A 19848-nucleotide genomic window follows, 5' to 3' on the forward strand; every position below is an offset into this window, starting at 1 on the left:
GGGACTTACTCGTGCTGCCAGGTTCCCGTCTGGTTCATGGGCGGGTCTGGGTCCTGCATCGTCGGATCACTGTGGGGGTTAGCGACCCGGCGTTCTCAGGCGGACTGGGCGGAGTCCGCGACCACCTGGCCGGTGCTCGTGAGGTAGGCACCGGTCCGCGCGCCGAGCGCCAGCCGGCGACGCACCTCGCGCATCAGCTCGTCGTTCGTGGCGAGCATCAGGGCCTCGTTGTGCTCGATGCCACCGATGACCGAGAGGCCACAGCCCTCGGCCGCGCGGAGGGTGATCTCGCGCGCCGAGACGCACAGCGCGCGGGACAGCCCCAGGATGTCGTCGGGCTGCGGCCATTCGGGCAGGACCGGCGACTCGAGGATTCCCTCGAGCGTCCACTCGTCCAGACCACTTCGCGTGGCGAGGGTGGCGCGGCTCCATCCGAGGACGCGCAGCTGCTCCTGCAGGAATGCGCCGAGGCTGTTGATCACGATGGCTCCAAGGGGGTTGTGAGGGCTACCCCCTGATAGAAGCGCGAAATCGACCCCCGAAACCGTTTTTTTGCCATCCCTTGACCAATGTCTCGTCCGTTCGGCGGACTGTGCCTCCCCCTAACGTGTCAGCCCCCGCTCACGCCCTACAGCATCGGTATGAGGTGCCGCGTCTGTGGCGGGTGCGCCTGCAGTGGTGGGAGTGGCCGAGAACCGCGGCGCGGCGGCCGGTTGGACCAGCCCGCGGGCGCCGGGGACGGCGGCATACACCCCCCTCGCGGCGAGGTGCGGGTCGACCCGCGCCTCGGCCAGGGTGAGGACCGGTGCCACGCAGGCGTCGAGCTCGGCGAAGGTCGCCACCCAGTCGGCGAGTGGTCGGGCGGCGACCCGCTCGGCGAAGAGCTCGGCCAGCCTCGGCCACTGCGCGGGGTCGTGCTGGGCGGACTCGACGTCGCCGAGCTCCGCCGACCCGAGCCCGAGCCCGGCGACGAACCGCGCGTAGAAGACCGGCTCGATCGCCCCGACCGCGAGCCAGCGGTCGTCGGCGGTGCGGTAGCAGCGGTAGAACGGCGCCCCGCCGTCGAAGAGGTTCGCGCCACGCGGGGCCGACCACAGGCCCGAGCCGAGCATCGACTGGTGCATGGCCGTCATCGCCGCCAGCCCGTCGACGATCGCCGCGTCGACGACCTGGCCGGCACCCGACTCCCGCGCGTGCCAGAGCGCGGCGACCACGCCGAGCGCCAGCATCATGCCGCCGCCACCGAAGTCGCCCAGCAGGTTCAGCGGCGGGACCGGTCGTCCGTCGGCGCCCGCGAACGCGTCGAGGACCCCCGCCACGGCGAGGTAGGTGATGTCGTGACCGGCGAGTGCGGCATACGGGCCCTCTTGGCCCCACCCGGTCATCCGTCCGTAGACGAGTCGGGGGTTGCGGGACAGCGCGACCTGCGGCCCGAACCCGAGCCGCTCGGCGACACCCGGGCGAAAGCCCTCGATCAGGATGTCGGCCTCGTCGAGCAGCCCGAACAGCACCGCCAGGCCGTCCTCGCTCTTGAGGTCGGCCACGACGGACCGCCGCCCTCGGAGCAGCACCGCATGGGTGGGCCGCAGGTCCTCGGCGGGTCGGTCGACCCGGACCACGTCGGCGCCCAGGTCGGACAGCATCATCGCGGCGAACGGCCCCGGGCCGATGCCGCCGACCTCCAGGACCTTGACCCCCGAGAGGGGCCCCGGACGGTGCGACCCGGCGTCCGTGGCAACCATGGACCGACCGTACCGTCGTGCAGCGGGCTCAGCGCCCGCACCGAACGAGAACGCGCGCCGGGCCCTGCTCCCGACGCGCCCCCTCGGTCAGAGCACGTCAGACAGCAGCGCGCGAACCTCGACCTCGCGGTAACGGCGGTGGCCACCCAGCGTGCGGATGGAGTTGAGCTTCCCTGCCTTGGCCCAACGCGTCACCGTCTTGGGATCGACCCGGAACAGCGACGCCACCTCGGCGGGGGTGAGCAACTTCTCGACCTCGGTGGTGCGAGTAACCATGACTTGACTCCTAGTGCAGGGGACGTCCCTCAATAATCGGACAAGCAGGGCGCTTTGGGAACATTCCGATCGGGTCATCCGCTATGGCCCGATCGGACTAGTCACAGGACCATCCGGCGACCGGGGAGCGGGACGGGGGGAGCACTACGCTGGAACCGGCGCGCGACCCGCGCCACCTGCCCCGGCCCAGCGCCACACCGAGCTCTAGGAGTCACCACCGTGACCGCGTCCTCGTCGCCCGCCACCAGCCCGACCCAGCCGACCCAGCCGACCCACGCGACCGCTGCGCCGCCGCTGTCCACGGACTCGTCCGCGCACGAGCAGGTCGTCTTCTGCCACGACCGGCAGACCGGGCTGCGCGCCATCATCGGCATCTACAGCACGGCTCTCGGGCCGGCTCTGGGCGGCACGCGGTTCTACCCCTACGCGAGCGAGGACGCGGCACTCGCCGACGTGCTGCGCCTCTCGAAGGGGATGGCGTACAAGAACGCCGTGGCCGGCCTCGACCTCGGCGGCGGCAAGGCGGTCATCATCGGCGACCCGGCCACCGACAAGACCCCCGACCTGCTGCGTGCCTACGGCCGGTTCGTCGAGTCCCTCGGCGGTCGCTACGTGACTGCCTGCGACGTGGGCACCTACGTGGCCGACATGGACGTCGTCAGCGAGACCACCCGCTTCGCGACGGGCCGGTCCGAGGCGAACGGTGGGGCCGGCGACTCCTCGGTGCTCACCGCCTACGGCGTGTTCCAGGGCCAGCGCGCCGCGGCCCAGCACCTCTGGGGCGAGCCCACCCTCAAGGGCCGCACGGTCGGCATCGCGGGTGTGGGCAAGGTCGGGCGGATCCTCACCGGACACCTCCTCGAGGACGGTGCGGACGTCGTCGTGACCGACGTCAACGAGGAGGCGCTGGCGGCCCTGAAGGCGCAGCACCCCGAGGTCGAGGTGGTCCCCGACACGGCCACCCTGGTCACGTCCGACATCGACGTCTACGCGCCCTGCGCGCTCGGCGGCGCGCTCGACGACACCACGGTCGAGGCGCTGCGGGCGACCGTGGTCTGCGGCGGTGCCAACAACCAGCTGGTCACCGAGGGCCCGGGGGGCACCGCCGACCGGCTGCGGGCTCGGGGCATCACCTACGCCCCCGACTTCCTGGTCAACGCCGGTGGCGTCATCCAGGTCAGCGACGAGCTGCACGGGTTCGACTTCGAGCGCGCCAGGAAGGGCGCCACGGCGATCTTCGACCACACCCTCGAGGTGCTCCGGACCGCCGACGAGCGCGACATCACCCCGGCGGCGGCGGCCGACCACATCGCCGAGGAGCGGATGGCGGCCCGTCAGTCCGCCGGGATCTGGCTGCCGGCGCGCTGACCGCAGCCCGCTGACCTGCGGATCCGGTCTCACCCAGCAGGTTGAGGCGTGGGTCTCGCCACACAACTTGCGCTGCTCATGTAGCGTTGTCCCCACGACACATACACGATTCCCGGGACCGCTCCGTGGAGCCGAGACACCGACGAGGTGGCTCGACCAGGCGATGCCGTCCCGGCAGACGCATGAGGGGGTCACGCCATGGGGCGCGGCCGGGCTAAAGCCAAGCAGACCAAGGTTGCTCGGGAGCTGAAGTACTTCTCTCCCAACACCGACCTGACGGCTCTTGAGCGAGAACTGCACGGGTCCTCCTACACGGAGCCGGAACCAGCTTCCGACAGCTCCGAGGGCGAGGACGAGTACGACGAGTACGGGAAGTGGGCGTCGGGTCAGCGATGACCTGATGACCTGACCGACCACCACCTCATGCGCGGGTCCTCGGACCCGTGTGTCACCTCCGCCGCGCTGCGGCGTGCGGCCATGGTGGCGTGCCCCGCAGCGGGGCCGCACCCCGGTCGCACGCGGTTGCGCCCCGGGGTATGCCGTGGCGCCGCCGGTCGTGCTCGGGTGCGGGCTACGCTCGCGTCATGAGCACAGACACGCGCGCTGAGACCCAGCGCCTGGGGGTCGAGACCACCGGCATCGAGATCATCGACGAGGCCGCGCGGACAGCGTCACCCAAGGACCTGTTCTGGCCCTGGTTCGCGGCCAACGTGTCGGTCTTCGGGATCAGCTATGCGGGGTTCGTCCTCGGCTTCAACATCTCGTTCTGGCAGGCCACCCTCGTCACCGTGGTCGGTGTCGTCGTGTCGTTCCTGCTGTGCGGGCTGATCGCGATCGCGGGCAAGCGCGGCTCCGCGCCGACCATGGTGCTGTCGCGGGCCGCCTTCGGCGTGACCGGGCAGAAGGTGCCGGGCGTCATCTCCTGGCTCACCTCGATCGGGTGGGAGACCTTCCTGGCGATCCTGGCCACGCTGGCGACGGCGACGATCTTCAAGCAGCTCGGCTGGGGCGGCGGCACCGGCACCAAGGTGGTGGCCTGCCTCGTGGTCGCCGCCCTCATCGTCGCGGCGTCGGTCGCCGGCTACCACATCATCATGAGGCTGCAGTCGTGGCTGACCTGGATCACCGGCATCGCGACCGTGCTCTACATCGCGCTGACCTTCAAGCACGTCGACATGTCGGCGGTCAACGCCCTGCCGAGCGGCTCCACCGGGGCGGTCGTCGGTGCCTTCGTGCTCGTGATGACCGGCTTCGGGCTCGGCTGGATCAACATCGCCGCCGACTGGTCCCGATACCAGCGCCGTGATGCGTCCGGCGCCTCGATCGTCGCGTGGAACACCTTCGGCGGTGCGCTCGCCCCGGTCGTGCTGGTCATCTACGGCCTGCTGCTGGCCGGCTCCGACGAGAAGCTCCGCTCGGGCATCCAGGACGACCCGATCGGCACCCTGGCCACCATCCTCCCGACCTGGTTCCTGCTGCCGTTCCTCGTCGCCGCGATCCTGGCCCTGGTCAGCGGCGCCGTCCTCGGCATCTACTCCTCCGGCCTGACCCTGCTCTCGCTCGGCGTCCGCATCCCGCGGCCCCGGGCGGCGCTGGTCGACGGCGTCATCCTCACGGTCGGCACGATCTGGGTGGTGTTCTTCGCGGAGAGCTTCATCAACCCGTTCCAGTCGTTCCTCATCACCCTCGGCGTCCCCCTCGCGTCGTGGGCGGGGATCATGATCGCCGACCTCGTGCTGCGCAAGCGCGACTACGACGAGGAGGCACTGTTCGACCCGCGCGGGCGCTACGGCTCCTGGGACTGGGTGTCGATCGGCACCATGGTGGTCGCGACCGTGCTGGGCTGGGGGCTGGTCGTCAACTCGTTCGCGGGGGATGCCCGGTGGAACAACTGGCAGGGCTTCCTGCTCGAACCGCTGGGGCTCGGGAAGTTCGTCGACGACCCGGCCGGCCCCTACTGGGAGGGCAACTGGCCCTACGCCAACCTCGGGGTCCTGCTCGCCCTGGTGCTGTCGTTCGTGGTCACCCTGGCCGCACGGAGTGCCACCGTCCGTCGCCAGGAGACCGGCGCGTGACCGACCGCCGGTGGCTGGTGGCGGTCGACTTCCAGCGCGTCTTCGGCGACCCGTCGAGCGCCTGGTGCGCCCCCCGGTATGCCGCGGCCGCGGCCAACACGGTGCGTCTCGCCGGGTCGTTCGGTGACCGCGCGCTCTTCACGAGGTTCGTCGCACCGGCCGAGCCGACCGGGGCGTGGGTGCCCTACTACGAGGAGTTCCCGTGGGCGCTCGAGCCGCCCGACAGCCGGCTCTACGAGCTGACCGACGAGGTCGCACCCCTGGCCACGCGGACGGTCGCTGCCCCCACGTTCGGGAAGTGGGACGTCCTGCGCGACGTCGTGGGTGACCAGCCGTCGCTCGTCGTCGCGGGCGTCGCCACCGACTGCTGCGTCATCTCGACGGTGCTCGCCGCGGCCGACGCGGGAGCCTCCATCACGGTGGTCACGGACGCCTGTGCCGGCTCCACCGACGACAACCACCAGAAGGCGCTCGACGTGATGGCGCTCTACGCCCCGCTGGTCACGCAGTCGACCACTGACGAGCTGCTGGGCTCGCTGGGCTAGAAGCCGCTGCCGCCGGCCCAGGGGCCGGCCGACAGTGCGTGCGAGTTCGCGAATGCCTTGACCTCGGCAGCAGGGTCGTCGTCGAGCGAGCGTCCCGGCTTGCCGCCGTGGTCGACCCCGGGGTCGCGCCCCGCCGGGTCGGAGCCGTCCCACGCGGCATACCCGGCGAAGAGGCCGAAGGCCGCGTCGGCGGAGTTGACGGCGTCGGCGAGCGCTCGCAGGACGATCGGGTCACACGCGTCGAGGAACGCCCGCGGGTCTCGGCGCTCACCGATGCTGACGAGCCGCGCGATCGCGGCGGTGTTGCCCGCGGTCAGCCGCTGTCCGGCCACGAGACCGTCGCGCACGGCGTCGAGCACTCGCGCCCGCTGGGCCTCGTCGAGGCGGTCGAGCGCCTCGTGGTGGGCGGCCTGGAGCGCGTCGAGGGGCGCGGTGCGCAGCAAGAAGCGGTACTGCCGAACGGCCTGGTCCTCCGCTGGTGTCCCCATGCTTGATGTTAAGGGCTGGCGAGGCTCCGTGGGGCGCCGATCGACGCAGTCTGTGGAGCGACCATGATGACCGGGCTGGTCTCGACGACGGTCTCGCGGACGGCGTCCGGTGCGGTCGGCTGGAGGCCTCGCGGCGCCAGGGCGACTCCGTCCCACCCGCTGTAGCCCTCGAGGTGGGGCTCGGCGTCGGGGAGCGTGACCACGCGGTGCGCCAGCCGCTCGAGCGCGGCGTCGGTCAGCGCACCGAGCACGATGCCCGGGGCCTGCACCTCGGCGCGGGCCAGCAGGCGGGCCATCTCGGGGACGTCGTCGACGGTGAGCTCGCGCCCGGACAGCGTGCGGTCCTGGGCGGTGCGCAGGATGTGGGCGCGAATCAGCACGTCGAGGGTGCCGAGGGCCTCGTCGTGCAGGCGCTCCAGCGACGGCAGGTCGGCCGTGCCCAGCAGGTAGCGGTACTGGCGGACCTGCGGTCGCTCGACCGGACCGACCGGCTCCGCCGCACGGCGCTTGAAGATGCTCACCCCTGGAACGGTAGGCAGCGACGACGTGGACCGGCTCACCCAGAATGCGCTCCCGGGATCACCCAGAAGGATGAGGCAATGCGGGCGAACCGCCGCACAGTGGACTCGTCCGGGGCGGACGAACCGGACGAAAGCCGGTCCTCCCGCCGTCGGGCGCCGTCGGTCTCAGTGGCCCCCGAAGGCGGTGTCCGGCGAGCTCGGCCCGCCGACGAAGTTTCGGTAGCTGACCCGGCTCACCAGGACGTCGTGCCAGTGCTCGCCGAACCCGCCGTCAGCCCACTCCGCGGCGTCGGCGACCTCGGGTTCGAGGCCGTCCCACGCGGCATACCCGCCGAACCGCCCGAACATCGCCTCGCTGAGGATGACCGCGGCGGCGAGCGGCGTCAGCACCGCCAGCGGGCAGGCAGCCAGGAAGTCACCCGGGCGACGGCGCTCCCCGAGGGTGATGAGGTGCGCGAGCGGTCCGACGTCGTCGGGGTCGAGCCGGGCCCCGGCCATCAGGCCCTCCTGCACCGCCCGCAGGACGACCGAGCGGCGGGAGCGCCACATCGGGGAGAGGGCCTCGGCGTGGGCGGCCTCGAGGGCGTCGAGCGGTGCGGTGCGCAGCAGGAAGCGGTACTGGCGCACCGTCTGGTCCTCGGCGTCGGGCGACCACACAGCCCGACGGTAACCCGGCCCGAACGGGTGCGGAAGCCTCTGGTCGCGCGGTCAGCTCGCCGGGTGGTCGCCGACCAGCTGCACACCGCCGCCCTCCACGCCCTTGGCCCCACGGACCACCTCGTGAGCGGTGTCGACGACGGCGTCCTCGGCCGCCGACACCTCACCGAGCGCCCAGGCCGGTATGCCGCGGGCCGCCAGCTCACGCGTCGCCGCGTCGACCTGGTCGGCCGGCAGCATGGCGACGAAACCGACACCCATGTTGAGGGTGCGCTCGAGGTCGGCCCGGGGCACCTGCCCCAGCCTGCCGATGGTCGAGAAGACCGCGGGCGGGGTCCAGCTGGCGCGGTCGAGGCGCGCGAAGACGGTGGGCGGGAGCACCCGGGCGAGGTTGGCGACGAGGCCGCCACCCGTGACGTGCGAAAGCGCGTGGACGTCGATGCCGTCGGTGCGGATCAGGTCGAGCAGGTCGGCCGAGTAGACCCGGGTCGGGGTCAGCAGCTCCTCACCGAGGGTCTGTCCGAACTCCTGGACATCGCGGTCGAGGTCCCAGCCGGCGGCGCCGATCACCTTGCGCACCAACGAATATCCGTTCGAGTGCAGCCCACTGGACCCGAGCGCCAGCACCACGTCTCCCGGGACCACACGATCGGGACCCAGCACGTCGGCATACTCCACGACGCCGGTGGCGGCACCCGCCACGTCGTACTCGTCCGGCTCGAGCAGCCCCGGGTGCTCCGCCGTCTCGCCGCCCACGAGGGCGACCCGGGCCTGCTCGCAGGCCGCCGCGATCCCGGTGACGATGGCCGCGATCCGCTCGGGCACCACCTTGCCGGTGGCGATGTAGTCGGTCATGAACAGCGGCTCGGCCCCGCACACCACGATGTCGTCGACCACCATGCCGACCAGGTCGAAGCCGATCGTGTCGTGCTTGTCGAGGGCCTGCGCGATCGCGACCTTCGTGCCGACGCCGTCGGTGCTCGTGGCCAGCACGGGGTGCGTCATCCGGGCGATCGCCGCTGCGTCGAACATCCCGGCGAAGCCGCCCAGGCCCCCGAGCACCTCGGGGCGGGTGGCCCGGCGCACGGACGCCTTCATGAGCTCGACGGCCTTGTCACCGGCCTCGACGTCGACACCGGCGGAGGCATAGGTGATCGGCTCGCTCACCCGGTCAGCCTAGTGCGCGGGACCTGACGTATCAGACCCGGCCGTGGGACCCTCCTCCTCAGTGGTGCAGGGACCGTTCGTCACGAGGGGATCCGCGATGTCCACGAGCTACCAGTTCGACCTGTTGCGCACCTACCGATACCTGCGGCTCGCGATGGTGCTGCTGGTCCTGCTGCTGTTCCTCTCGGTGGCGATGTACATCGGTTCCGACCGGGGGCACATGCTCCAGTCGATCAGCGCCTCCTACTACACGCCGGTGCGGGCGGTCTTCGTCTCCGCCCTGTGCGCGATCGGGACCTGCCTGATCGTCTACCAGGGCAACACCGACGTCGAGGACGTGCTGCTGAACGGGTCGGGGTTCTTCGCCTTCATCGTGGGGTTCGTCCCGACCCGCCCCGAGGCGCAGTGCGTCGCGAGCAGGATCCCGCTCGACGTCCGCGACGCGATCAGCAACAACGTCACCGCGCTCATGGTCGTCGCCGTGATCGCGTTCGCGGTGGTGATGGGGGTCCAGGTGTTCGCGACGCCGGCTTCCGAGAGGGCGCTCTCGAAGGGGGCTGGAGCGGCGCTGGCCTTCTCGGTGCTGGCATTCCTCGGACTGGCCGGCTTCTACGTCGTCAACCGTGGTGCGTTCATGTGCCACGGTCACGACACCGCCGCGATCCTGCTGTTCATCGGCATCGTCGGCGTCGTGTTCGTCAGTGGCCGGGGCCTGGCCCGCAAGCAGGCCAGGGAACTCGGCGGGTCGGTCCGGAGCCACTTGTGGAACCGGTACTTCTGGGGCTTCGTGCTGATGGTCGCCTCGATCGCCGTGATCGTGGTCGCCGGGCCGTGGCAGGGGTGGCTCGACCACTGGGTGTTCTGGCTGGAGGCCGCGCTGATCACGCAGTTCGCGACGTTCTGGCTGACCCAGACCATCGAGCTGTGGCGCGAGCCGAGGCGCGAGGACGCCCCCGTCTCCGGCGCCTGACCCGCGTTCGGGGTATTAGCGGGCGCTATAACGCCCGCTAATACCCCGAACGGGATCCACAGGGTCGGCCCTTGGGCACTGTCGTCCACAGGGAGTCTGCCGCCATCTCGCGAGCCGGCCGCCCGGGCAGCACCGTCGGGCCGTGACCACTGCTGAGCAACGGCGACATCGACGCGACGAGGTCCTCCGACTTGGGGCGGAGCACGGCGGCGTCGTGTCGCGCGAGCTGTTGCGGGCCGTGGGGGTCGACCGCCGAGCAATCCGCCATGCCATCGACACAGGCAGGTGGGTGCTGCACGGCAACCAGACCGTCGCGCTGAGCCACGAACCCCTGTCCCCACAGGCGGATCTCTGGCGGGCATTCTGGGAAGTGGGCCCGCGGATCGCCGTGGTGGATGGGGCATCAGCCCTGGTCGCTGCGGGCCTGACGGGGTTCACCACCCGGATGACACAGGTGTCGGTGCCGCACGGCAGCGACCCCGGTCGGGTGTCCGGGGTGGAAGTGCACCGCGTCACGAGCCGGCCGCCCGAGGACGTGCTTCGCACCGGGCCTCCGCGCACCACACCCGCCGTGGCTGCGATCCGGGCAGCCCAATGGGCCGTGAGCGACCGGCAGGCCGCGCTGGTGCTGGCCATGACCGCGCAACAGCGGCTCGCTTCCGGCGCGCAGCTGGTGGATGCTGCTCGTCGCACTCCTGGGCGACGTCGGGTGGCCTTCATCCTCAGGATCGCCCAGGACGTGGCCGCAGGGGCGGAGTCGCTCGGCGAGCTCGACTTTGCCCTGCTCTGCCGTCATCGTGGGCTCCCGGAGCCCACCCGTCAGCGGGTCGCGAAAGGCCCTCGCGGCCGGGTGTACCTGGACGTCTGCTGGGACGACGTCGGCCTGGTGGTGGAGATCGACGGCGCCGGGCACCGCGCCGGCCTGGCCGTGACCGACGACAATTTCCGGCAGAACGCCCTGACGTTGGCAGGTCGGACCGTCCTGCGCATCGACCTCATCGGGCTGCGGCTCGACCCGGACGCCTTCCTCGATCAGGTGTGCGAGGCCCACGCTCGTCTTGCGGGTCGCTCCGCTCCCCTCAGCTCGGGGTGATATCGAGCGCTATGGCGCCCGGTAATACCCCGAACTCGGGAGGCGTGAGGCGTGGGGCGGGCGGGCTAGGGGCGGAGGAGGGCGTCCTGGGCGCCGCCACCGACACCCAGCGTCACGCCGTCGACGTCGATCGGGAGCGTCTCGAAGAGGTTCTTGCCGAGCCGGCTCTCGTCCGGCAGCTCCACCGGGTAGGAACCGCTGAAGCACGCCGTGCAGAGCGACTCCTTCGGCTGGTGCGTCGCCGCGACCATGCCTTCCTCCGAGATGTATCCGAGCGAGTCGGCCCCGATCGCGGTGGCGATCTCCTCGACGGCGGCGCCGTTGGCGATCAGCTCGGCGCGGGTCGGGAAGTCGATGCCGAAGAAGCACGGCCACTTCACCGGCGGCGCCGAGATCCGCAGGTGCACCTCGGCCGCCCCCGCTTCGCGCAGCATGCGGACCACGGCGCGCTGGGTGTTGCCGCGGACGATGGTGTCGTCGACGACCACCAGGCGCTTGCCCTTGATCACCTCGCGCAGCGGGTTGAGCTTGAGCCGGATGCCGAGCTGGCGGATGGTCTGGGAGGGCGCGATGAAGGTGCGTCCCACGTAGGAGTTCTTCACGAGCCCCTGGCCGTAGGGGATGCCGGACTCCTGGGCGTAGCCGATCGCGGCCGGCGTGCCCGACTCGGGTGTCGGCATCACCATGTCGGCCTCGACGGGGTGCTCGCGCGCCAGGATCCGGCCCATCTCGACCCGCGACTCGTGCACCCCGCGGCCGTTGATGGTGGTGTCGGGGCGGGCCAGGTAGACGTACTCGAAGACGCAGCCGCTCGGCTTGGCGGTCGCAAAGTGCTGCGAGCGCAGGCCGTCCTCGTCGATCGCGATCAGCTCACCCGGCTCGACCTCGCGCACCAGGGAGGCGCCGACGATGTCGAGCGCGGCCGTCTCGGAGGCGACCACCCAGCCGCGCTCGAGGCGCCCGAGCACCAGGGGACGGAACCCCTGGGGGTCGCGCGCGGCATACAGGGTGTTCTCGTCCATGAACACGAAGCAGAAGGCGCCCTTGAGCTTGGGCAGCAGCTCGAGGGCGGCGGCCTCGAGCGACCGGTCGGGGTCGTCGGCGAGCAGCGCGGTGACCAGGGCGGTGTCGGTGGTGTTGCCGCGCAACACCTCGCTGCCGCTGTTGGCGTAGCCGTCGGCTGCGCGCTCCGCCATCAGCTCGCGGAGCTCGGCCGAGTTGGTCAGGTTGCCGTTGTGGGCCATGGCGACAGTGGACTCGGCATGGCCGCCGAGAGTGGGCTGGGCGTTCTCCCAGGTCGAGCCGCCGGTCGTGGAGTAGCGGGCGTGCCCGACGGCGAGGTGTCCGCGCAGCGAGGCCAGCGAGCGCTCGTCGAACACCTGCGAGACGAGGCCCATGTCCTTGTAGACGAGGATGCTGTGCCCGTCGGAGGTGGCGATGCCGGCCGACTCCTGGCCACGGTGCTGGAGCGCGTAGATGCCGTAATAGGTGAGCTTGGCGACCTCCTCACCGGGAGCCCAGACACCAAAGACCCCGCAGGCGTCCTGCGGGCCCTTCTCGCCGGGAAGCAGATCGTGCGAGAGCCGTCCGTCGCCGCGTGCCACGTGCCCCATTCTCACACAGGCGACGGCCCCGCCGGGCAGCCGCCCGAGCGCGTCGTGGCCGGCTTCAGGCGCGCCGGTCGAGCAGCACGGCGACGACGGCGGCGAGCAGCCCGAAGACGAACGCCCCGACCACGCCGAGGAAGAGCACCGCGCTGGTCATGCTGTAGTCGTGCCCGTAGTCCGTCGTGTTGTCGCTGAAGTAGGCGAACGCCGAGCCGACGACGAAGCCGAGAATCGCTCCGGTCGCGATGAAGGCGACGAAGTTGGGGTAGCGACGAGTGGGGGGCACGTGCTCACGCTACCCGCGTCACCATCCCGTAACCGGGTCGGGGACCCCATCTGCGACGGCTGCGAGTACGAATGACAGACATGGAACGCACCGCACCGACACCGGGCAGCAAGAGCCAGCGAGTGATGTATGCCGTCAGCGGCGTGCTCGCGGCCGCGGCCGGCATGGCGGTGGGTCACCTCGTCGCCGCCTTCGTGAACCCCGCCGCCTCACCCGTGCTCGCCGTGGGCTCGACCGTCATCGACGCGACCCCCACGCCGGTCAAGGAGTGGGCGGTCCAGAACTTCGGCACCGCCGACAAGCCGATCCTGCTGAGCAGCGTCACCCTCGTGGTGGTGCTGGCCGCCGCGGCGATCGGGCTCGTCTCGCGCACCAGGCCGAGCCTGGCCAACATCCTGCTCGTCGGGATGGCCACGCTGGCAGGTCTCGCCGCGTGGTTCCGGCCGGCCTCCGCGCCGTTCGACGTCGTCCCTGCCTTCGTCACGGCGATCATCGGCCTGGTCACGATCGCGGGGCTCCGTGCCCTCATCCCGAACCTCCCCACTCCCGGTGCGCAGACCACCCAGCCCGCGCCCACCCCCGACCGCGGCACGACCAAGCCGGACGCGAAGCCGGAGTCGCCGCTGGACCACACGGCATACGCGAAGGGCACGGCGGGCGCACCCGCTCGACGCAACTTCCTGCTGGGAGCCGCCGGGGTCACCGTCGGTGCCGCCGCCCTCGGCGCGCTCGGCCAGAAGCTCGCGGTCCCGGCCACCCTCCCGTCCTCGGTCGCCCTGCCCAAGCCCCAGAACACCCTGCAGGCCCTTCCCACCGGGATCGAGGGAAAGGTCAAGGGTGTCAGCCAGTTCCGTACGCCGGTCAAGGAGTTCTACCGGGTCGACACCGCCCTGGTGATCCCGCGCATCGACGTCGACAACTGGAAGCTCGAGATCGACGGCAAGGTCGACAACAAGCTGACCATCACGTTCGACGAGCTGCTCACGATGCCGATGATCGAGAAGGACATCACCCTCAACTGCGTCAGCAACGAGGTCGGCGGCCCCTACATCTCGTCGACCCGCTGGCTCGGCGTGCGGGTGCGTGACCTGTTGGAGCGGGCGGGGGTGCAGGACGGCGTCGACCAGATCCTCAGCGAGTCGACGGACGGCATGACCATCTCGACCCCGATCGAGGCCCTCACGGACGACCGCGACGCCCTCATCGCGGTGGCCATGGACGGCGAGCCCCTGCCCGCACGGCACGGCTTCCCGGCGCGGCTGGTCACCCCGGGCCTCTACGGGTTCGTGGGGGCCACCAAGTGGCTGACCAAGCTGACCGCGACGACGTATGCCGCGGAGCAGGCCTACTGGACCAAGCGCGACTGGCTGACGGACGGCACGGTGAAGACGCAGGCGCGGATCGACACGCCTGCGGGCCTGGCCACCTACGACGCCGGGAAGATCGCCGTCGGCGGGGTGGCCTGGGCCCAGCAGCGCGGGATCGAGGAGGTCGAGGTCCGCGTCGACGACGGCGAGTGGCAGAAGGCCACCCTCGGTCCCGACGGCGGCACCGACTACTGGCGCCAGTGGTACTGGATCTGGGACGCGAAGCCCGGTCGCCACGACCTCACCGTGCGCGCCAAGGACGGCACCGGCGAGTTCCAGACCGAGAAGCGGGCCGACCCCTTCCCCGGCGGAGCCTCCGGCTGGCACTCCATCGTCGTCATCATCTCCTGACCCCGGCCCGCCGCCGGGCGCCCGGTGCCCCACGTCCACTCGTGCGGCACCGGGTTCTTGCGTGCTCGGTGGGGCGAATTCCGAACTGGCAGAAAAAGTTTCGCGAATCGCAATCCACTGCGCGGGTGGGGCCGAATACCCCATGTCAGACAGTCCACGACAAGGAGCCACCACCATGCGACTTGCACGCCGCAGCACCATTGCTGCTTTCGCCCTCGCCCTTCCGCTCAGCCTGGCCGCCTGTGGGAACTCCGGTTCCGACGACGCAGCCGCCTCCAGCTCGACCGCCCCGTCCTCGTCGTCGTCGAGCTCCTCCTCGACCACGACCGAGGACATGGCCGGCAAGCCGTTCGGTGCCGGCTGCTCCGCGGTCCCCGCGGACGGCAAGGGCTCGTTCTCCGGCATGGCCACCGACCCGGTCGCCACTGCCGCCAGCAACAACCCCGTCCTGTCGACCCTGGTCACCGCGGTGACCGAGGCCGGCCTCGGCGAGACCCTCAACTCGGCCAAGGACATCACCGTCTTCGCCCCGACCAACGACGCCTTCGCCGCTGTGCCGAAGGCCACGATGGACGCGGCGATGAAGGACCCGAAGGGCCTGCTCACCAAGGTGCTCACGAACCACGTGGTGCCCGGCAAGCTGACCCCCGAGATGCTGGCGGGCGAGCACAAGACGCTCGGCGGCGGCACCATCAAGGTCGAGGGGTCCGGTGAGGACTTCACGATCGGCAAGGCCAAGGTCGTCTGCGGCAACGTGCAGACCGCGAACGCCACGGTCTACATCATCGACGGCGTTCTCCTCCCCAGCTGAGCCTGATCAGCGATGATGGTGCCCATGGCAGCAACCCCCTCAGGTCCTCAACCGTCCTGGGGCGGTGCTGCCGTGGGCACCGACCTTGCCGGTCTCCTGCGCGCCAGCGCCCTCGGGGACGAAGGAGCATTCGCCCAGCTGTACGACGCGGTGTCGGCCCGGATCTACGGGTTGGTGCTGCGGGTGGTGCGGGATCCTGCGCAGTCGCAGGAGGTCGCCCAGGAGGCCCTGCTGGACATCTGGCGCACCAGCGCCCGGTACGACCCCGCGCGGGGCAGCGCGGTGAGCTGGATGCTCACCATCGCGCACCGCAAGGCGGTCGACCGGGTGCGGTCCGCGCAGGCGTCCACCGACCGCGAGGACACCTACGGCTCGCGCAACCAGGAACGCAGCTTCGACGAGACGTCCGAGACGGTGGAACGCCGGCTCGACGCCCAGCGGGTGCGCAACGCCCTGGACTCGCTCACCGACACGCAACGCAGCGCGGTCGAGCTCGCCTACCTCGGCGGCTACACGCACACCGAGGTGGCTTCCCTCCTGGACGTGCCCCTCGGCACGGCCAAGACCCGAATACGTGACGGTCTCATCCGTCTGCGAGACACCATGGGGGTGCAGTCATGAGTGCCGACATCCACGGGTTGGTCGGCGCCTATGCAGTCGACGCCATCGACGAGCAGGAGCGCAGCGCCTTCGAGCTGCACCTCGCCGAGTGCCCTGAGTGCCAGGCGGAGGTGGCTTCCCTCCAGGAGGCCGCGACCCAGCTCTCCCTGATGAGTGAGGTCGCTGCGCCGGCCTCGATGCGCGACAGCGTGCTGGCCGGCATCAAGACGGTGCGGCCGCTCCCCCCTCTCGAGGCGCAGTCCGGTGGCCCAGTCGCTTCCGGGCCCGTTGGCGGACCCTCGCCCACGGTTGATGCGCCGACCCGGACTGGGTCCGCCTCCCACGCCGTGCCCGACAGCACGGTCGTCCCGTTCCGCCCACGCCGTCGCGTGACCGCCTGGCTGGCCAGTGCCGCTGCCGCGGCCGTGCTGCTCGTCGGCGGGCTGGCCTGGAGCCCGTGGGACGACGGGACCCCTCCTCCGCGCAACGTCAGCGCCATCGAGAAGGTGCTCGAGGCGAAGGACGCCAAGCGCTACGAGAAGGTGATCGGTGGTGCGAAGGCCACCATCGTGCGCAGTGCCTCGCTGGGCAAGGCCGTGATCATCGCCGACCACATGCCGGCCGCCCCCGCGGGCAAGGACTTCCAGCTGTGGTTCGACCAGCCCAACCGCGGCATGGTCAGCGCAGGGGTGATGCCGCACGGCGCGGCTGACACCGTGACCATCCTGCTCGAGGGCGATGCGGCGACCGCCACGGGCGCCGGCATCACCGAAGAACCTGCGGGTGGCTCGACCGCACCCACGGGTGAGCCGATCGCGCTCTTCGCCTTCACCTGATCCACCACACTTCTGGCCACCAGTGCCGCATGACGACGCCTTCTCGGGGCGCCGGTGCGGCACGGGTGGCCAGAAGTGTGGGCTTGACCTAGCGCAGGGACGGCAGGAGGCCAGCGACCTCGTCCAGCACCGCCTCGCTGCCCGCGTAGGCACCCTCAGCCCGCGGCCAGTGCGTCACCGCGTCGGTGAACCCGAGCTCGGCCGCCCGGCCCACCAGGTCGGTGAACAGCCCGGCACTCTCCAGGGAGAACCGCGGCGCGCCGTCGAGCGACAGGTAGCGGTCCAGGGACTGCTCGCGGCCCGCCTGCGCCTCGCTCTCGTCGAGTCGCGCGCTCAGCTCGGCGATCCCTGCCCACCACTCGTCGAGGGTGTCGCCACCCTTGCCGTAGGTGACCCACCCCTGTCCGAGCCGCGCGGCCAGGCGCAGTGACCGCGGCGCGTTGGCGGCGATGACGAACGGCACCCGGGGTCGTTGCACCGGTCCCGGCAGGGTGCGCGCGTCGACGGCGGTGTAGTCCGGACCGGCGTGGTCGACGTGGTCCTCGCGGAACAGCCGGTCGAGGAGCTCGACGAACTCGTGGAACCGGTCGACCCGCTGCTTCACCGTGCGCTCCTCCCCCAGGATGCGCGAGTCGAGGTCACCGCCGGTGCCGAGACCGCAGAGCAGGCGACCCCCCGAGATGTCTTCCAGCGCAAGGAGGTCGCGCAGGAAGACATAGGGGTGTCGATAGTTGGGCGAGCTCACGAAGGTGCCGAGCCGGATGGTCGAGGTGACCGTTGCCGCGGCGGTCAGCGTGGGCAGCGCCCCGAACCATGGCGAGTCGGGCAGTCCAGCCCACACCAGGTGGTCGTAGGTCCACGCGTGGTCGAAGCCGAGCTCCTCGGCTCGTCGCCACCGGGGCGCCGCGTCGGTCCAGTGGTGCTCGGGGAGGATCGTGATGCCGAAACGCATGCGGTGAGGGTATGCCGCGTGGTCGCCACGCGGCATACCTCAGCTCTTCTTCGCCAACGCCGCGACGTCGCGCACGGCTCGCGCGACCACGTCCGGCGCTGCCGGTTCCATGAAGTGCGGCGAGTCGACCCAGACCAGCTGGCCGGGGCTGAACCGGTCGACGTAGGCCTGCAACGCCGGTGTGATCCGTTTGTCGTACTCGGGGAGTCGTAGTCGTTGACGGTGCGCGGCTCCTGCTGCGCCGCCAGGTAGATGACCGGCACGGCCGGCTCCTTGCCGATGTACCTCTGGAGGCCGCGGACCAGCGCGTACTGGGAGATGCGCTCCAGCGAGCAGCAGGCATCGTCCTTCGCGTAGGCGGCGAACCGGTCCTTGGGCTTGAGGTAGCGGTCGAGTCCGAGCTCGTCGGGGAACATCGCGTCGAGGAGCACCATGCCCACGACGTCCTCCGGGTGCTCGTTGAGGAAGGAGTAGGCGAGCAGCCCGCCGAACGACGATGCCATCAGGAGGTAGGGAGGCCTCGCCCCGCCGGCCGCGAGCACGCCCTCCAGGTCGTGCAGCATGTCCGCAGGGGTCTGCTCGGCGTCGACCGCCTCACTGCGACCCACGTTGCGGCGGTCGTAGAGGCAGACCCGGTGGTCGGGGAGCCGTTGCGCGACGATCTCGCCGTTGGAGAAGGGCAGCATCCGGGGGCTGTTGATCCAGCCGTGCAGATAGACCACCGTGGGCTCGCCTGCCCCGACGCACCGCATGAAGAGCCGATGGCCCCCGACGTCGTACCTGCCCTCGACCTGTCGCTCCTCGGCAGCGGCACGGGTCGTCGACTGGGTGGCTCCGGAGCCCGGCGTCGTCGAGCTCGTCACCGTGGCGCCGCCCCCTCCCCCGGCGCACCCAGTGACGACCAACGCCAACGCCGTGCAGATCACGGCACCCGTGCGTCGTGACGAGCCCATGCCGGCCACGATCCTCTCGTCACCGCGGGGCCGCATCAGAGTTTTCACCTACGCCCGGCGCTCCTTCCCCCGCGCACCGGCACCACACGGCATACCGTGCCTGGCGTCGTGGGAGGCTGGGACGCATGAAGGCCACCATCCTCAACGCCCCCCGCGACATCCGCGTCGAAGACGTGCCGGACCCGACCATCGTCAAGCCGACCGACGCCATCGTGCGCGTCACTGCCGCGTGCGTGTGTGGGAGCGACCTGTGGCCCTATCGCGGGATCAACGACGTGACCGAGCCGACCCGGATCGGCCACGAGTTCGTCGGGATCGTCGAGGAGGTCGGCGCCGAGGTGCGGAGCCTGCGCGTGGGCGACTTCGTGGTGGCGCCGTTCATGTACTCCGACAACACCTGTCCGCACTGCCGGGTCGGCATCCAGTCGCGCTGCTCGGCCGGTGGCTTCTGGGGCGGCGAGGACCGTGACGGCGCGATGGTCGACGGTGGGCAGGGGGAGTACGTGCGCGTCCCGCTCGCCGACGGCACGCTCGTCGCGACCCGTGAGGTGCCGGACGACAGCCTGGTGCCGAGCCTGCTCAGCCTGTCGGACGTGATGGGCACGGGCTGGCACGCGGCAGTCGCCGCCCGCGTGCAGGAGGGCGACACCGTGGTGGTCGTCGGCGACGGCGCGGTCGGGCTGAGCGGCGTCCTGGCCGCCCAGCGGATGGGGGCCGAGCGGATCGTCGCGATGTCGCGCCACGAGCCCCGCCAGCGGATCGCCCGCGAGTTCGGCGCGACTGACGTGGTCGAGGCGCGCGGCGATGATGCCGTGAGCGCCGTCAAGGAGCTCACCGACGGGGTCGGCGCCGACGCGGTGCTGGAGTGCGTCGGCACCAACGAGTCGATGTCGACGGCCATCGCCTCCGCCCGTCCGGGCGCGACGGTGGGCTATGTCGGTGTGCCGCACGGGATCGAGTACCCGGTGCGGGACCTGTTCGTCCGCAACGTCGGGATCGCCGGCGGCATCGCGCCGGCTCGTCAGTACCTGCCGCAGCTGCGGGACGACGTGCTGTCGGGAGCGATCAACCCGGGCCTGGTCTTCGACCTCGAGGTGCCGCTCTCCGAGGTGGCGAAGGGCTACGCGGCGATGGACGAGCGGCGGGCGATCAAGTCACTCGTCCGTCCCTGACCGGCTCTGGC

21 protein-coding genes and 1 pseudogene are annotated in these 19848 nt (G+C 71.0%); 11 read left to right on the forward strand and 11 right to left on the reverse strand.

Translation table 11 applies throughout. The annotated features are described in order from the left end of the window. Positions 1-95 precede the first annotated feature (95 nt). The 3 genes from BLQ34_RS12820 to BLQ34_RS12830 form a co-directional block, all read right to left on the reverse strand. Positions 96-482, reverse strand: coding sequence for a hypothetical protein (locus tag BLQ34_RS12820; RefSeq protein WP_091786138.1), 387 nt, complete (start codon positions 480-482; stop codon positions 96-98). 120 nt (positions 483-602) lie between these two features. After that, positions 603-1742, reverse strand: coding sequence for a CaiB/BaiF CoA transferase family protein (locus BLQ34_RS12825; RefSeq protein WP_091786141.1), 1140 nt, complete (start codon positions 1740-1742; stop codon positions 603-605). Positions 1743-1829: 87 nt separating this feature from the next. Beyond that, complete coding sequence (locus BLQ34_RS12830) at positions 1830-2018, reverse strand: BldC family transcriptional regulator (RefSeq protein ID WP_056922026.1); 189 nt, start codon at positions 2016-2018, stop codon at positions 1830-1832. Between the two features lie 219 nt (positions 2019-2237). Between BLQ34_RS12830 and BLQ34_RS12835 the strand changes: the two genes are divergently transcribed. From BLQ34_RS12835 to BLQ34_RS12850, 4 genes are all read left to right on the forward strand, one after another. Next, positions 2238-3386 carry a Glu/Leu/Phe/Val dehydrogenase dimerization domain-containing protein gene (locus tag BLQ34_RS12835; protein WP_197674700.1) on the forward strand — a complete coding sequence of 383 codons (1149 nt, stop codon included), beginning with the start codon at positions 2238-2240 and terminating at the stop codon, positions 3384-3386. Positions 3387-3584: 198 nt separating this feature from the next. After that, positions 3585-3782, forward strand: coding sequence for a DUF3073 domain-containing protein (locus tag BLQ34_RS12840; protein WP_091786143.1), 198 nt, complete (start codon positions 3585-3587; stop codon positions 3780-3782). 188 nt (positions 3783-3970) lie between these two features. Next, the gene (locus BLQ34_RS12845) at positions 3971-5461 is read left to right on the forward strand and encodes a purine-cytosine permease family protein (RefSeq protein ID WP_091786145.1); all 1491 of its coding nucleotides are present in this window, start codon (positions 3971-3973) and stop codon (positions 5459-5461) included. Continuing rightward, entirely contained in the window at positions 5458-6006 is a 549-nt protein-coding gene (locus BLQ34_RS12850) for a cysteine hydrolase family protein (RefSeq protein ID WP_091786148.1), read from the forward strand. Before BLQ34_RS12845 ends, BLQ34_RS12850 begins: the two co-directional genes overlap by 4 nt. Here BLQ34_RS12850 and BLQ34_RS12855 read toward each other — a convergent pair. From BLQ34_RS12855 to purM, 4 genes are all read right to left on the reverse strand, one after another. Continuing rightward, entirely contained in the window at positions 6003-6494 is a 492-nt protein-coding gene (locus BLQ34_RS12855) for a hypothetical protein (RefSeq protein WP_091786150.1), read from the reverse strand. The two genes, BLQ34_RS12850 and BLQ34_RS12855, sit on opposite strands and share 4 nt — an antisense overlap. An 8-nt stretch (positions 6495-6502) precedes the next feature. Then, positions 6503-7015: a hypothetical protein gene (locus BLQ34_RS12860; RefSeq protein WP_091786152.1), complete on the reverse strand. Its 513-nt coding sequence runs from the start codon at positions 7013-7015 to the stop codon at positions 6503-6505. Between the two features lie 165 nt (positions 7016-7180). Then, positions 7181-7672, reverse strand: a complete 492-nt coding sequence (locus tag BLQ34_RS12865; protein WP_091786155.1) for a hypothetical protein — start codon at positions 7670-7672, stop codon at positions 7181-7183. Between the two features lie 51 nt (positions 7673-7723). After that, the gene (purM, locus tag BLQ34_RS12870) at positions 7724-8839 is read right to left on the reverse strand and encodes a phosphoribosylformylglycinamidine cyclo-ligase (protein ID WP_091786157.1); all 1116 of its coding nucleotides are present in this window, start codon (positions 8837-8839) and stop codon (positions 7724-7726) included. A 97-nt stretch (positions 8840-8936) separates the two neighbouring features. Between purM and BLQ34_RS12875 the strand changes: the two genes are divergently transcribed. Together BLQ34_RS12875 and BLQ34_RS12880 are read left to right on the forward strand one after the other, a co-directional pair. Next, complete coding sequence (locus tag BLQ34_RS12875; protein ID WP_091786158.1) at positions 8937-9809, forward strand: hypothetical protein; 873 nt, start codon at positions 8937-8939, stop codon at positions 9807-9809. Between the two features lie 142 nt (positions 9810-9951). Then, a complete protein-coding gene (locus BLQ34_RS12880) occupies positions 9952-10902 on the forward strand; it encodes a PDDEXK family nuclease (RefSeq protein WP_091786161.1) in 951 nt (316 codons plus the stop codon). A gap of 65 nt (positions 10903-10967) precedes the next feature. Here BLQ34_RS12880 and purF read toward each other — a convergent pair whose 3' ends face one another. Both purF and BLQ34_RS12890 read right to left on the reverse strand, forming a co-directional pair. Beyond that, positions 10968-12506 carry an amidophosphoribosyltransferase gene (gene purF / locus BLQ34_RS12885; protein ID WP_091789942.1) on the reverse strand — a complete coding sequence of 513 codons (1539 nt, stop codon included), beginning with the start codon at positions 12504-12506 and terminating at the stop codon, positions 10968-10970. Positions 12507-12570: 64 nt separating this feature from the next. Further along, entirely contained in the window at positions 12571-12795 is a 225-nt protein-coding gene (locus tag BLQ34_RS12890; protein ID WP_091786164.1) for a hypothetical protein, read from the reverse strand. Between the two features lie 80 nt (positions 12796-12875). On the opposite strand from BLQ34_RS12890, the gene BLQ34_RS12895 reads away from it, so the two are divergent. The 4 genes from BLQ34_RS12895 to BLQ34_RS12910 all read left to right on the forward strand — a co-directional run bounded on the left by BLQ34_RS12895 (position 12876) and on the right by BLQ34_RS12910 (position 16760). Continuing rightward, entirely contained in the window at positions 12876-14513 is a 1638-nt protein-coding gene (locus BLQ34_RS12895; protein WP_091786166.1) for a molybdopterin-dependent oxidoreductase, read from the forward strand. A 175-nt stretch (positions 14514-14688) separates the two neighbouring features. Beyond that, a complete protein-coding gene (locus BLQ34_RS12900) occupies positions 14689-15324 on the forward strand; it encodes a fasciclin domain-containing protein (RefSeq protein ID WP_091786169.1) in 636 nt (211 codons plus the stop codon). A 24-nt stretch (positions 15325-15348) separates the two neighbouring features. Beyond that, positions 15349-15945 (forward strand): ECF RNA polymerase sigma factor SigK, encoded by a 597-nt coding sequence (sigK, locus tag BLQ34_RS12905; RefSeq protein WP_231961133.1) that lies wholly within the window; start codon positions 15349-15351, stop codon positions 15943-15945. Beyond that, positions 15942-16760, forward strand: coding sequence for an anti-sigma factor (locus BLQ34_RS12910; RefSeq protein ID WP_091786171.1), 819 nt, complete (start codon positions 15942-15944; stop codon positions 16758-16760). Before sigK ends, BLQ34_RS12910 begins: the two co-directional genes overlap by 4 nt. Positions 16761-16848: 88 nt before the next feature. Here the strand turns inward: BLQ34_RS12910 and BLQ34_RS12915 are convergent, their stop codons facing one another. Both BLQ34_RS12915 and BLQ34_RS19340 read right to left on the reverse strand, forming a co-directional pair. Further along, positions 16849-17748 (reverse strand): LLM class flavin-dependent oxidoreductase, encoded by a 900-nt coding sequence (locus tag BLQ34_RS12915; protein ID WP_331712503.1) that lies wholly within the window; start codon positions 17746-17748, stop codon positions 16849-16851. A 200-nt stretch (positions 17749-17948) separates the two neighbouring features. Beyond that, positions 17949-18701: pseudogene (locus tag BLQ34_RS19340) on the reverse strand (alpha/beta fold hydrolase); the annotation flags it as partial. 89 nt (positions 18702-18790) lie between these two features. Between BLQ34_RS19340 and BLQ34_RS12925 the strand changes: the two are divergent. Then, positions 18791-19837, forward strand: a complete 1047-nt coding sequence (locus BLQ34_RS12925; protein WP_091786178.1) for a zinc-dependent alcohol dehydrogenase family protein — start codon at positions 18791-18793, stop codon at positions 19835-19837. The last annotated feature ends 11 nt before the right edge of the window (positions 19838-19848 follow it).

Origin of the sequence: Pedococcus dokdonensis (genome assembly GCF_900104525.1) — a bacterium.
In the GTDB taxonomy this organism is placed as follows: Bacteria; Actinomycetota; Actinomycetes; order Actinomycetales; family Dermatophilaceae; genus Pedococcus; species Pedococcus dokdonensis.